This is a genomic window from Bacillus sp. sid0103, assembly GCF_019219025.1.
Genome location: NZ_JAHUWN010000016.1, coordinates 113,972 through 126,718 on the forward strand (window position 1 = coordinate 113,972; position 12,747 = coordinate 126,718).

Annotated in this window: 14 protein-coding genes; 2 read left to right on the top strand and 12 right to left on the bottom strand. The window is 38.6% G+C overall.

The window, feature by feature from the left end:
- Window positions 1-250 precede the first annotated feature (250 nt).
- A complete protein-coding gene (zwf, locus tag KW850_RS18370) occupies window positions 251-1,732 on the top strand; it encodes a glucose-6-phosphate dehydrogenase (RefSeq protein ID WP_256358322.1) in 1,482 nt (493 codons plus the stop codon).
- 58 nt (window positions 1,733-1,790) lie between these two features.
- Here zwf and KW850_RS18375 read toward each other — a convergent pair whose 3' ends face one another.
- The 5 genes from KW850_RS18375 to mce form a co-directional block, all read right to left on the bottom strand.
- Window positions 1,791-3,068 carry a DNA polymerase IV gene (locus KW850_RS18375; protein ID WP_218349216.1) on the bottom strand — a complete coding sequence of 426 codons (1,278 nt, stop codon included), beginning with the start codon at window positions 3,066-3,068 and terminating at the stop codon, window positions 1,791-1,793.
- A gap of 80 nt (window positions 3,069-3,148) precedes the next feature.
- On the bottom strand, window positions 3,149-4,270 hold the full coding sequence (locus KW850_RS18380; RefSeq protein WP_218349217.1) for a tripeptidase T: 1,122 nt from the start codon (window positions 4,268-4,270) through the stop codon (window positions 3,149-3,151).
- A gap of 76 nt (window positions 4,271-4,346) precedes the next feature.
- Window positions 4,347-4,607 (bottom strand): hypothetical protein, encoded by a 261-nt coding sequence (locus KW850_RS18385; RefSeq protein ID WP_256358323.1) that lies wholly within the window; start codon window positions 4,605-4,607, stop codon window positions 4,347-4,349.
- An 8-nt stretch (window positions 4,608-4,615) separates the two neighbouring features.
- The gene (locus tag KW850_RS18390) at window positions 4,616-6,166 is read right to left on the bottom strand and encodes an acyl-CoA carboxylase subunit beta (RefSeq protein WP_218349219.1); all 1,551 of its coding nucleotides are present in this window, start codon (window positions 6,164-6,166) and stop codon (window positions 4,616-4,618) included.
- Between the two features lies 1 nt (window position 6,167).
- A complete protein-coding gene (mce, locus tag KW850_RS18395; RefSeq protein ID WP_218349221.1) occupies window positions 6,168-6,578 on the bottom strand; it encodes a methylmalonyl-CoA epimerase in 411 nt (136 codons plus the stop codon).
- Between the two features lie 161 nt (window positions 6,579-6,739).
- Here mce and prli42 point away from each other — a divergent pair, with 161 nt between their 5' ends.
- On the top strand, window positions 6,740-6,838 hold the full coding sequence (prli42, locus tag KW850_RS18400) for a stressosome-associated protein Prli42 (protein ID WP_155928433.1): 99 nt from the start codon (window positions 6,740-6,742) through the stop codon (window positions 6,836-6,838).
- A gap of 45 nt (window positions 6,839-6,883) precedes the next feature.
- Here the strand turns inward: prli42 and KW850_RS18405 are convergent, their stop codons facing one another.
- The 7 genes from KW850_RS18405 to KW850_RS18435 all read right to left on the bottom strand — a co-directional run bounded on the left by KW850_RS18405 (window position 6,884) and on the right by KW850_RS18435 (window position 12,688).
- A complete protein-coding gene (locus KW850_RS18405) occupies window positions 6,884-7,396 on the bottom strand; it encodes a L,D-transpeptidase (RefSeq protein ID WP_218349223.1) in 513 nt (170 codons plus the stop codon).
- Between the two features lie 23 nt (window positions 7,397-7,419).
- The gene (locus tag KW850_RS18410) at window positions 7,420-8,415 is read right to left on the bottom strand and encodes an aromatic acid exporter family protein (protein ID WP_218349230.1); all 996 of its coding nucleotides are present in this window, start codon (window positions 8,413-8,415) and stop codon (window positions 7,420-7,422) included.
- Window positions 8,416-8,527: 112 nt separating this feature from the next.
- Window positions 8,528-9,250, bottom strand: coding sequence for an amino acid ABC transporter ATP-binding protein (locus tag KW850_RS18415; RefSeq protein WP_218349231.1), 723 nt, complete (start codon window positions 9,248-9,250; stop codon window positions 8,528-8,530).
- Window positions 9,243-9,902, bottom strand: coding sequence for an amino acid ABC transporter permease (locus tag KW850_RS18420; RefSeq protein ID WP_218349238.1), 660 nt, complete (start codon window positions 9,900-9,902; stop codon window positions 9,243-9,245). The genes KW850_RS18415 and KW850_RS18420 overlap by 8 nt, the downstream gene beginning before the upstream one ends.
- Window positions 9,903-9,965: 63 nt before the next feature.
- Window positions 9,966-10,742 (bottom strand): ABC transporter substrate-binding protein, encoded by a 777-nt coding sequence (locus tag KW850_RS18425; protein ID WP_218349240.1) that lies wholly within the window; start codon window positions 10,740-10,742, stop codon window positions 9,966-9,968.
- 209 nt (window positions 10,743-10,951) lie between these two features.
- A complete protein-coding gene (locus KW850_RS18430; protein WP_218349242.1) occupies window positions 10,952-12,124 on the bottom strand; it encodes a M20 family metallopeptidase in 1,173 nt (390 codons plus the stop codon).
- Window positions 12,125-12,250: 126 nt separating this feature from the next.
- Entirely contained in the window at window positions 12,251-12,688 is a 438-nt protein-coding gene (locus KW850_RS18435) for a BrxA/BrxB family bacilliredoxin (RefSeq protein ID WP_218349243.1), read from the bottom strand.
- Window positions 12,689-12,747 lie beyond the last annotated feature (59 nt).

Sequence of the window (12,747 nt, forward strand, 5' to 3'; positions counted from 1 at the left end):
AAATTCCGTTCCTTAAATCCAATATTGATAATATAGCACAAACAGAATTCAATTTCTCCTCAAAGGATAGCTATATAATAAGTGAATATCAGGAATTAATATGTGAAAAATAAAAAAATGACCGACTTGCATTGTATTATTTTTGCGAAGTCTGATGGAATGCGATAAAATCAAACAATGTGAACATAAGATTATTAAGCATTTTTACATAAACAGAAAAGAGGTATTTACTTTGGAGCAGACTGGAAACATGACTTCATTAATTATGATTTTTGGTGCGACTGGAGATTTAGCAAAACGGAAGTTGTTTCCGTCCCTTTACCGGTTATTTGAGAAAGGTAAATTAACTAAATTTGCCGTGATAGGGGTAGCAAGGAGATCCTTGTCAAATGATGAATTTCAACATTCAGTCAAAGACTCGGTCATATCAGCCCTAGGAGAAAAAGACAGGATTGAGGACTTTATCTCTCATTTTTACTATCAATCGCATGATGTTGCTGATTCCAATTCTTACGCTTTATTAAAAAATTTAGCAGATGAGATTGATCAAAACTATCAATTAGAAGGAAATCGTATTTTTTATCTTGCGATGGCACCTGAATTTTTTGGAACCATTGCTTTGCACTTAAAATCAGACAAACTTACAGCCGTAAAGGGTTATAAACGCCTCGTCATTGAGAAGCCCTTCGGACATGACTTACCATCTGCAATCGAGCTAAATAAACAAATCAGAAGTGCGTTTGAAGAAAAAGAAGTTTATCGGATCGATCATTATTTAGGCAAAGAAATGGTGAGGAACATCGAAGTAATCCGATTCGCCAATGCTATTTTTGAGCCGCTTTGGAATAACCGTTATATTTCAAATATTCAAATCACCTCTAGTGAAGTTCTCGGAGTTGAAGAACGCGGCCGTTATTATGAAACAAGCGGCGCCCTTAGAGATATGCTGCAAAACCACATGATGCAAATGGTGGCTTTGCTTGCAATGGAACCACCTATAAACCTCTCTACCGATGAAATACGTTCCGAAAAAGTTCGGGTGTTTCGTGCGCTTCGAGCGGTTGAGGGTGAACAAGTCAATGATTATTTTATTCGTGGTCAATACGGTGAAGGTACGGTTGAAGAAGTCCAAGTGCCTGCTTATCGTGATGAACCGATGGTGGACAAGGAATCGAATACAGAAACCTTTGTTGCCGGCAAAATTATGATTGATAATTTCCGCTGGGCTGGTGTTCCTTTCTACATTCGAACAGGAAAAAGAATGTCAACAAAATCAACAAAAATTGTGGTTCAATTTAAAGATATACCAATGAATCTATATTACCAAACCGAAAAAATGTTAAATCCAAACCTCCTTGTGATTCATATTCAACCAGAAGAAGGAATTACACTGCACCTAAACGCCAAGAAGGCAGGTGGACATTTAGATGCACAAGAGGTAAAACTAAGCTTTGCCAATACAGGTATCCATGCGATGAATACTCCTGAAGGCTATGAGAAACTTCTTTACGATTGCATGCGAGGCGATGCAACGAATTTTACACATTGGGATGAAGTGGCCTATTCTTGGAGTTTCGTTGATAAAATTTCTGCGGTATGGGAAAGTACGAAGGAAAACTTCCCTAATTACCAATCGGGGACAATGGGTCCAAAAGAGGCAGATGAGCTGCTAGAAAAAGACGGCTACTTCTGGTGGCCGGTAACAGATCTAGATGTTGATATTTGTAAATAATAAGGCAGAAGCGCCCGTTAAAAAACACCACTTTGTTATGACAGCAAAGTGGTGCTTTTTAGTCTGGGTCATTATTTTTATTGGGAAAGGTTTGGAGAAAGTCTTTATTAAAGCTAGTTCCTGCACCGATATTATCGGAAGTAGGAGTTTGATGAGCCCCCGCGTTTTCGATAATTTTTTTTCCGTATTTTTCACGAAGACTAGATAGTGTATTAAATAAGGGTTCTTTTTTGGCATCCTTTTCATACGAAAATAAATCTAACTGTTTATAGGCATGGTCATGATCTACTAAATCATTGCCTGTAATCCCTAGTAATCGCACAGCGTCTCCATTCCAAGCATTTAGAAAAATCTGCTGAGCAAAGGAAGATATATCGTCTTTATGATTGGTTGGGTTGGGAAGTTTTTTACTTCTAGTGATCGTCCTTCGATCCTTATAACGAATGGTTATCCCAAGAGTTCCTGCAAGCACCTTCTTTCGCTTCAGCCTTACTGAAACCGTTTCTGCTAATGACGTTAACACACGAAAAAGTTCATGTTGATTACTAATGTCCCGAGGAAGGGTTGTTGAATTGCCGATACTCTTAAATTCCTCAATCGATTCCGGGTCAACAGGGCGATGATCGATCCCATTTGCTCGTTCTTTTAATCGAATTCCATTGATTCCGAGCAGGGTTTTTAGTTGAATCTCATTCCCTTTTGCTAAATCACCAATTGTGTGAATTCCAATTGTCTGTAATTTTTCAGCTGTCTTTTTTCCAACACCATGCATATCATATGTGTTCAAAGGCCATAGAACGTTTGGTATATCACGTTTTCGCAGAATGGTAATCCCCATTGGCTTTTTCATATCTGAAGCTGTTTTTGCTAAAAATTTATTTGGAGCTATCCCAATACTGCATGGTATATCTAGTTGCTCTAATATCCGTTTTTGAATACTCTCAGCAATTTCGATCGGGCTTCCGTACTCAAAGCTCTCCGTTATATCTAAGTATCCCTCGTCAATCGAAACTGGCTCTACAAGGTCTGTGTAGTGCCTGAGAATTTCAAACATACCAATGGAAACGGCTCGATAACGCTCAAAGTTGGGTCTCATGACGATTAATTGCGGACATAATTTTCTCGCTTCCCAAAGCGGCATCGTAGTTTTTACCCCAAATTTTCTTGCTTCGTAATTGCAGGTGACAATGATACCTCTGCGCTCCTCTACATTTCCAGCAATCGCGAGCGGTTTACCCTTAAGATTGGAATCATAGGCCATTTCAACAGATGCATAAAAGCTATTCATATCTACATGTAAAATGACTCTTCCATTTTTGGGGTACATTTCTTTCATGCTGTCACTTCCTTACCACATTTTCTTCCCTTAGTATATCAAAAAGGAGAACCTACAGTTAGGTTCTCCTTTCAAATAGATTATTGATTTGCCACTTCATCGATAATCGCAAGTGTCATTTCTGCAAGCTTATACAATTCTTCAACTGGCATGCGTTCGTTTGTTGTATGAATTTCTTCATACCCAACAGCAAGATTTACAGTTGGAATATTGAACCCAGCAAATACGTTGGCATCACTACCGCCGCCGCTATGCTGAAGTTCACAACTACGACCAATTTTGGCAGCTGCCTTCCGTGCGACTTCGACAACATGATCACCTTCACCAAATTTAAAGCCAGGATACATGACTTCTACATTTACTTCGGCTCTGCCGCCCATTTCTGCAGCAACTGTTTCAAACGCTTCCTTCATTTTACTCACTTGAGCTTGCATTTTTTCAGGGATAAGTGAACGTGCCTCCGCTAAAATATCAACTCGGTCACATACGATATTGGTTGCCTGGCCTCCTTCGAAGCGGCCAATGTTGGCAGTTGTTTCGTGATCAATTCTTCCTAACGGCATCTTTGCAATCGACTTAGCTGCAATTGTAATCGCGGAGACCCCTTTTTCTGGTGCTACACCAGCATGTGCTGTTTTACCGTAAATAACGGTTTTTATCTTTGCTTGTGTTGGGGCAGCTACCACTACATTACCAACTAAGCCATCGCTGTCTAGGGCATATCCGAATTTTGCTTTCATCAGTGAAGAATCAAGTGCTTTTGCACCGACAAGACCAGACTCTTCCCCAACAGTAATCACAAATTGAATCAAGCCATGTGGCAGGTTTTGTTCTTTTAATTGACGAATTGTCTCAAGCATAACTGAAATACCCGTTTTATCATCGGCACCTAAAATCGTCGTTCCATCCGTAACGACATAACCGTCTTTTACAGATGGCTTTACACCTTTAGCGGGTGTAACAGTATCCATATGACAAGTAAAATAAATCGGGTCAACACCCTCTTTAGTTGCCGGCAGTGTACAAATTAGGTTACCAGCACCATGTCCAGTTACAGCTGTTGTATCATCTTCAAAAACTTCGAGGCCAAGCTCCGTAAATTTTTGTTTTAATACCTTTGCAATTTCTGTCTCAAATTTTGTTTCTGAGTCAATTTGCACAAGTTCTAAAAATTCATTCAAAAGACGTTCCTGATTAACCATTAGATTGACCTCCAATTATGTACTCACTATTTGTCCAGCTCTGGTGCCTAGGAAAGACTAAGCACTTGTGCTTTTCCTATGTTAGTATACCTTTTAATAAAAGTATCTTCAAATGATAGAGAGTACACCTAAACCGGGAAGAAGCAGTTTTGTTTATGGCCCTGTTAAACTTGCCTGTTGATTTCCGCTCCAGGCGCTTCGCTTTCCGCGGGCGGTCCGGGGAGCCTCCTCGTCGCTGCGCTTCTGCGGGGTCTCCCCTGCCCCGTCCTCCCGCAGGAGTCTTCGCGCCTTCCACTCCAATCAACAGGGTGGAAAAATCAACCATAAGCTTTAACATAGCCTTGTTTATAGAGGGATGTTACCGTGTTTTTTATATGGTCTTGATTCTTTTTTGTTTCTTAGCATTTCTAAGCCTTGAACAATTTTTATTCTAGTTTCTCGAGGGTCGATCACATCATCCACCATACCTCTGCTCGCCGCCACATAAGGATTGGCAAACTTTTCACGGTATTCATCAATTTTTTGCTGCCTTGTCAATTCAGGATTTTCACTATTATTAATTTCCTTCGCAAAAATGATATTGGCAGCCCCTTGTGGACCCATAACAGCGATTTCGGCATTCGGCCAGGCAAAAACCAAATCAGCCCCTATCGATTTACTATTTAACGCTACATAAGCACCGCCATAGGCTTTTCTTAAAATAACCGTTAATTTCGGAACGGTCGCCTCGGAGTAGGCAAATAATATCTTTGCCCCGTGGCGAATGATTCCGCCGTGTTCCTGCTTAACTCCCGGGAAGAAACCTGTCACATCCTCGAAGGTGATGATTGGGACATTAAAAGAATCACAGGTTCGGATAAATCGAGCAGCCTTATCAGAAGAATCGATATCCAAGCCACCCGCCATCACCTTGGGTTGATTGCAGACAAGACCCACTGATTCACCTTTGATGCGGGCAAACCCAACGACAATATTTCTAGCAAAATCCTTTTGCACTTCCATGAAACTGTTCTCGTCTACCACTTGCTCAATGACTTTGCGGACATCATACGGGCGAACTGTATCAAATGGAATTACATCAACTAAATCAGGACGATAATCTTCGTCCTCCTGCACCTCAAATCTCGGAGGCTTCTCTTCATTATTTTGCGGAAGGTAACTCAATAGTCTACGGACGTTTTGCAACACTTCTGCTTCGGAATCAGATTGAAAATGGGCATTTCCACTAATGGAGCTATGTACATTCGCACCGCCTAATTCCTCTGCAGATATCTTTTCACCAGTCACTGTTTCGATGACTTTAGGACCAGTAATAAACATTTGACTGGTCTTCTCAACCATAAACACAAAATCAGTAATCGCTGGAGAATAAACAGCACCGCCCGCACATGGACCCATGATGACTGATATTTGCGGAATGACACCGGAATAAATCGCATTTCGGTAGAATATATGTCCGTATCCATCTAAGGATACAACACCTTCTTGAATTCGTGCCCCGCCAGAATCATTTAAGCCGATAAAAGGGGCGCCATTTTTCGCAGCTAAATCCATCACATTAGCAATCTTTTTAGCATGCATTTCCCCTAATGCACCGCCAAAGACAGTAAAATCTTGTGAGAATAAGTAAATGGGGCGACCGTTTACTTTCCCGTAACCCGTTACCACCCCGTCCCCAGGACCCTTTTGTTCATCTAGACCAAAATCATTGGTACGATGTTCAATAAACGGATTTAATTCAAAAAACGTTCCTTTGTCGACTAACAGGTCGATTCTTTCTCGAGCAGTCAGCTTTCCTTTTGCATGTTGTTTCTCAATTCTCTCATCGCCTCCACCCAACTCTACCTCTCGGCGTTTATCATACAACTCATTTATTTTTTCATATATATCGATCATTTTACCCCTTCATCCCCTTCTCACAAAGCTCAAATAAAACCCCAGATGCCGATTTTGGATGCATGAAGGCAATGTTTGCCCCTCCAGCACCAGGTCTTGACTGTTCATCAATCATACGTATCCCTTTTTCTCTCATCTCGATAATTCTATCTTCTATCGATTCTACCCCTAAGGCAACATGGTGAATTCCCTCACCGCGTTTTTCGATAAATTTGGCAATTGCACTTTCTTTCGATGTAGGCTCAAGCAGTTCAAGTTTAGTACTTCCTGCCTGTAAAAAGGCAACTCTTACCTTTTGAGTATCAACCTCTTCGATCCCTATCAAGGGAAGATTTAATACATCGGTATAAAAAGGAAGCGTATTCACAAGAGAAGTCACTGCAATTCCAATATGGTCGACCTTTTTAATCATGATTACCCCTCTGTTCTAAAAATTAGAATTAATTCGACAATATTCTTATTCGGTAAAAAGTTCATAAATCCTTCCTAAATTACGTAGTTGTTCCGTTGTTCATTTTTAGATTTCCTTGTACAATATAGATAAAGCTTCAAATTGTTAAGGAGGTACCCATTTTGAAAAGTAAAAAAACAAGAAAAATTATTGTTTATTTAATGTTATTTGCTATGCTGGCCTCAACTCTCCTCATTGGAATCGGTCAATTTCTTTCATAAAAAATATATAAAAGATGGGACTGTTCTAATTGAACAGTCCCATTGCTAGTTTATTGCTCCATAATCTTTAGCAAGTGTCTCATATGATTTTTTAGAAGAAATAACCAATACTTTTGTCCCCAAAGGAATTAACGGAAAAAGTGATGTAACCACCTCATTTTGAGTACGGATGCAGCCTTGCGAGACATATTTTCCGATTGATGCAGGCTGATTTGTTCCATGAATGCCATATGTTCTGCCATCTGTTCCCTTTGCATCAAAGCCAATCCATCTCGCCCCAAGTGGATTTTTCGGATCTCCGCCAGGGATATTCTCTTTCCGAAAATAAGGTTCTTTTGCCTTAACCGTAATGTTAAAAAGACCTTCGGGTGTTAATTCTTGTGTTTTTCCCGTCCCTACACTTACAACCGTTTGGACTTTGTTTTCATTAATAAAGGCCATTTCATTTTTACTTTTATTCACAATAACAAAGGGAGCACCTGGCATAGGATTTTGACCTAATGGCCAAAGCGGTGAAATGAAAAAAGCTATCAGGATCGGCGATAAGATTTTTATCATAGCAGCCACCTGCCTTTTTTCCTCTAGTTTGCTTCAATCTTTTTATGCTCATTCATTTTTGAAGAAGAATTTAATCCTTTAAACGTACTTTTTATGATCAAATAATCGTTCATTTCATTAACTAATTGCAATAAAGCTGCCCGCACTTCAAATTCTTCTCTTGTCTGTGGCAGTTCCATCTCTTGAAATATTTTATTCATCTCTCTTAATTTTTCTATATAAATATGGGCTGTATTTCTTGAATGAATGTTATCGGATAGTTCCTCTAGAAAATCTGCAATCATATGCCCTTGCTTAACGGTATGAGTAATGGAGGTGACAAGTGGTAAAATGCGTTCAATAATAGCAAATTGTTTTTCTCTCATTTTAAAATAATGAAAGTACATATTCTCATCACGCAAAAAGTGATTTTCAACATCTTGCAGGGCAAGTGTGATCGCTTCATCTAGTAATTGAGCACTAACGGTAATCTCTTTTCCAGCCCATCTTCCTTCTCCCGTTCGTAAGTAGTTGACTATTTCACAGAATATAATCTTAAAATTTTCCTCAAGTTCGCTCACATAATCAAGTAGCTTTCTATCTACACTTGGCATATAAAGATTTACGAGTAGGGCCACACCAATTCCAATGGTAATGACACCAAGTTCATTTAAAAATATGTCCAAAGTTACTTTCTTTGCCATATAAATATGTAAAATAATAACACTGCTAGTCACAATGCCGTCCTTCGCTTTCAGCATCACAATAGTAGGAATAAAGAAAAATAACAAGATTCCAATAACGATTGGATGATAAGAGATTCCTTCAAAAAATAACGCAGAAAAAGGCATCGCTAATACACAGGCTAGAAAACGATCCCAAGCGGTTCGGAGCGACCTTCGTTTTGTAACCTGGATACAAAGTATGGTTAAAATACCTGCTGAAGCAAAATTCTGCAAACCAACCTGTTGTGCAAGTAAAATGGCAAATGCGGTCCCTACAGCTGTTTTAATGGTCCGGTATCCGATTCGAAATTTCATCGTTATCTCTCCAAAAATAAAAAAATAAAAAGATGATCGGGTAAGATCATCTTTAGCATATCCCTATTAACGTATTCTTTGCAAGAATGTCTCTTTTTAAGGATTTCAATTTCTATAATACTTTTTCTAAAAAGTCCTTTGCTCTGCTTGTCCGAGGGCTATTAAAAAATTGATCAGGAGAGCCTTCTTCTAATAAAATCCCATCATCAAGGAAAAGAATCCGATCAGAAACCTCACGAGCAAATCCCATTTCATGTGTAACAATGGCCATCGTCATTCCTGATTGGGCAAGATCCTTCATAACTGTAAGTACTTCTTTTACCATTTCTGGATCAAGTGCTGAGGTTGGTTCATCAAATAACATTAACTTCGGTTCCATCGCAAGTGCACGGGCAATCGCCACGCGCTGCTTCTGTCCACCTGATAAATTATTCGGATAGGCTTTCTCTTTTTCAGTAAGACCCACGCGTCCTAGCAATTCCCGTGCTTTTTTCTCAGCAAGCTCTCGGGATTCCCCTTTCACTTTCATCGGTGCATATGTTAAGTTTTCCAAAACCGACAAATGCGGGAATAAATAAAAGTGTTGAAATACCATACCGATTTGTTCACGAATTTTCATGATATTGGTTTTGGGGTCGGTAATCTCTTGATTATTAATCCAGATTTTCCCTTTGGTAGGTGTCTCTAACAAATTTAAACAACGAAGAAAGGTAGATTTCCCCGAACCAGATGGTCCAATAATTGAAACAACTTCTCCACTATCAATATTCGTAGAAATATTTTTTAATACCTCGTTATTGCCAAATTGTTTATAGAGGTTTTCGACTTTAATCACTGTACTTCAGCCTCCGTTCAAACCGTTTACCTGCCAAAGTAAGTCCCATAACTAGTATCCAATAGATTAAACCCACAAAAATTAATGGTTCAAAATTACGGTACGTATCTGCTCCAACAACCTGAGCACGGCGCATCAAATCTAAATAGCCAATCGTCGAGACGATCGCTGATTCTTTTGTTAAGGTGATAAATTCATTCATCAGTGCAGGTAATATATTTTTTAGTGCTTGAGGTAAGATAAGGTCCTTCATCATAAGACGATAAGGAACTCCTAGTGCTTGTGCAGCTTCGGTTTGACCTTTATCCACCGCTTGAATTCCGGCTCTGATAATCTCCGAAACATAAGCTGAAGAATTTAAGCCAAAAGCTAAGATCGATGATAAAAATGGTGAGATATCATAGCCTGTTAATTGCGGGATTGCAAAATAGATTAGCATTAATTGTAAAATTAGTGGTGTACCACGAAAAATAGATGTATAGGCATCTCCAAACCAATTTAAGGCTTTGATTCGTGAAATTTTAAATAATGCTAAAATCGTTCCAAGGATAAAACCTAAAATAATTGAAATAATAACAAATTTTAATGTTACCCATATTCCCTCTAAAATAAAAGGAATATAAGGCACAATTTGGCTAAAGTCCAAATTCATGCCTTACACCTCACTTCATAATTTTCTTTGCATCGCTAATCTAGTTGATTTTTTATCTTATGCTTATTGCTGGTCTTTTAACCACTTGTCCTTTAATTCTTGGAGTTTACCGTTCTCCTCCATGTCCTTAAGAACCTTATTTACATCATCCGTTAAGTCACTGCCTTTTGGAAAAGCAACAGCCATTCCAGGAGAACTTGTTGTCGGATCATCAAATCCACCTAACCCTTGTTCTTTTATATATCCTGTTGCCACTGATTTATCCATATAAGCAACCTGGATACGATTTGATAATAATTCTTGAATTAAAGTTGTTGCATTGTCTAATGGCTTAAGCGTAAAATCCACCTTTTTTTGAAGTGTTTTTGCGCCTTCCTCTTGAATGGTTCCTAACTGAACTCCAACGGTTTTTCCTTTTAGACCATCGATTGTTTTAATATTAGAATCTTTTAGTGTGATAAACATTTCACCTGAATGGTTATAAGGAGTTGAAAAATCAACATTTTGTTTACGTTTTTCTGTTGCCGACATACCAGCAAGAACCATGTCAACACGTTTAGCCTGTAAAGCACCAACTAAACCATCAAACTTCATGTCTTTAATATCTAGTTTATAACCTAGTTCTTTTGCAATAGCATTCGCTAAGTCAATATCAAATCCTTCTACCTTACCAGATGGATCTCTTGATTCAAATGGAGCAAAATCAGCTGATGTTGCCATCGTTAATACTTTTTTATCGCCTGTTTTTTCTCCATTTGCTCCGTCTTTATTACTTTGGCCACAAGCTGCCAAAACGACTAGTGTGAAAATCATGGTAAAAAATAAAAATGTTTTTTTCATGGTATATCCTCCTATGATAAATAAGATCTGCATAATCTTTAATTTGAATTTTTATTCAACAAAACGAATATTAACACATAGTTTTTGTTTTGAAAAGATATTTTTCCAATATAAAAATATTCTAAAGATTCTGTGTTTTAATATATTGAAATAATAATAAAAACGAATAAAAAACACCTCTTCGAGAAGAGATGTCTTTTAGAAAAATATTAATGTTTGCTTCCTACTGCCTGCTTAAATTCATTTTTCATTTTTTCCAATGCATCTTTATTGGTTATTAAATCAAAGCCAGTTAGGGCAAGAGCCAAAGCTCCCTTTGAAAGTATCTGGTGAGAGTTATCAGTGATTGTTAAATCTGCAAATTCCCTAGTATGAGCAATAAGTCCAGGCGAATCAAGACCAATGTAAGGATGGATAGCCGGGACAACATGGCTTACGTTCCCCATATCAATTGAACCATATGAATTCTTCGCTTTGTGAACTTGTTTAACACCTGTACTTAAGAGATTTGCAGTAAATAATTGGGACAGCGTTTGATTGGTTACCATATTATCATAGCTTAATTCATAATTTTCAATATGAACTTCTGCACCAGTCATCGAAGATGCCCCTTTTGCAATACTGATTACCTTTTGAACAACCTCATTTAAATAGCTTCGGTCTTTGGCTCGAACATAAAACTGAGCAACAGCTTTATCAGGGACAATATTGGCTGCCACTCCGCCTTCTTTAATGATCCCATGGATTCTAACATCAGAAGTCACATGTTGACGAAGGGCATTGATCCCATTAAATAATTGGATTACAGCATCGAGTGCATTAATACCCTTCTCTGGAGAAGCTGCCGCATGACTGGTTCTGCCTCTGAAGTCAAATTGAATCGCATCCATTGCTAAAGATTCACCACTCTCATAGGACTCATCTCCGGGATGTAAGATCATTGCTACATCTATATCATCAAACATACCTTGTTCTGACATCGGCACTTTGGCACCGTTAGTTTCTTCGGCAGGTGTTCCTAAGACAACTACACGGCCGCCAATTTCATCCACTACTTTACTTAAGGTCACACCAGCCCCTGCACTCATCGTTCCGATCATATTATGGCCGCACCCATGCCCAACCTCTGGTAATGCATCGTATTCGGATAAGTAAGCAATCGTTGGTCCAACCTTCTTGCTGTCATATACGGCTTTAAATGATGTTGCTCGGCCAACGATTCCCTTCTCCACTACAAAATTATGTTCTTCAAGGAACTCTATTAATCGTTTACAAGATTCATATTCTTGATCCCCTAATTCGGGATGATGGTATAAGGTATCACTAATCTCCCATAATCTATCTTGAATCATTTCTAAATAATTTTTTAAAATGTCTTTCATGCTGAAAACTCCTCTGCATTATGATTAAAATTGCGAAATAATTAATAAATATACATCAATTGGAGCATTTCTTCAAGAACAAAGGCCAAATCTATTTATGATTTGGCCTTTGTGCATAAACATTTATTAAACTTCTTCGCAATATTCATCAAACTCTTTTTGAAGTTTTGCAACGACTGTTGCTGGATCATAGCCCTCAATTTGATGTCTTTCCACCATTGATACAATCTTACCGTCCTTTAAGAGGGCAAATGATGGAGAGGATGGCGGATAGCCAGTGAAATAGCTTCTTGCCTTTTCAGTTGCTTCCTTGTCCTGTCCTGCAAAAACAGTGACAAGCTGATCAGGGCGTTTATCAAAATGAAGGGCATGTGCTGCTGCAGGACGTGCAATGCCTCCAGCACAACCACAGACAGAATTAATCATCACTAAAGTAGTCCCTTTTTGTTCAAGGGCTGCTTCCACTTCCTCAGGTGTTATCAGTTCTTTATATCCAGCAGACACGATTTCTTGACGTGCCTGTTTAACAACATCATTCATAAAGAAATTAAAATCCATGCTCATTAAATTCACTCCTTAGATTTATGCCTATATCTACATTTTAACAGTAAAAATATGTTTTT

Bases quoted from the DNA above. Each gene is read 5' to 3' on its own strand.
- zwf (WP_256358322.1), top strand. From the start codon at position 251: ATGACTTCATTAATTATGATTTTTGGTGCGACTGGAGATTTAGCAAAA.
- KW850_RS18375 (WP_218349216.1), bottom strand. From the start codon at position 3,068: ATGAAAGAAATGTACCCCAAAAATGGAAGAGTCATTTTACATGTAGAT.
- KW850_RS18380 (WP_218349217.1), bottom strand. From the start codon at position 4,270: ATGGTTAATCAGGAACGTCTTTTGAATGAATTTTTAGAACTTGTGCAA.
- KW850_RS18385 (WP_256358323.1), bottom strand. From the start codon at position 4,607: ATGTTAAAGCTTATGGTTGATTTTTCCACCCTGTTGATTGGAGTGGAA.
- KW850_RS18390 (WP_218349219.1), bottom strand. From the start codon at position 6,166: ATGATCGATATATATGAAAAAATAAATGAGTTGTATGATAAACGCCGA.
- mce (WP_218349221.1), bottom strand. From the start codon at position 6,578: ATGATTAAAAAGGTCGACCATATTGGAATTGCAGTGACTTCTCTTGTG.
- KW850_RS18405 (WP_218349223.1), bottom strand. From the start codon at position 7,396: ATGATAAAAATCTTATCGCCGATCCTGATAGCTTTTTTCATTTCACCG.
- KW850_RS18410 (WP_218349230.1), bottom strand. From the start codon at position 8,415: ATGAAATTTCGAATCGGATACCGGACCATTAAAACAGCTGTAGGGACC.
- KW850_RS18420 (WP_218349238.1), bottom strand. From the start codon at position 9,902: ATGAATTTGGACTTTAGCCAAATTGTGCCTTATATTCCTTTTATTTTA.
- KW850_RS18425 (WP_218349240.1), bottom strand. From the start codon at position 10,742: ATGAAAAAAACATTTTTATTTTTTACCATGATTTTCACACTAGTCGTT.
- KW850_RS18430 (WP_218349242.1), bottom strand. From the start codon at position 12,124: ATGAAAGACATTTTAAAAAATTATTTAGAAATGATTCAAGATAGATTA.
- KW850_RS18435 (WP_218349243.1), bottom strand. From the start codon at position 12,688: ATGAGCATGGATTTTAATTTCTTTATGAATGATGTTGTTAAACAGGCA.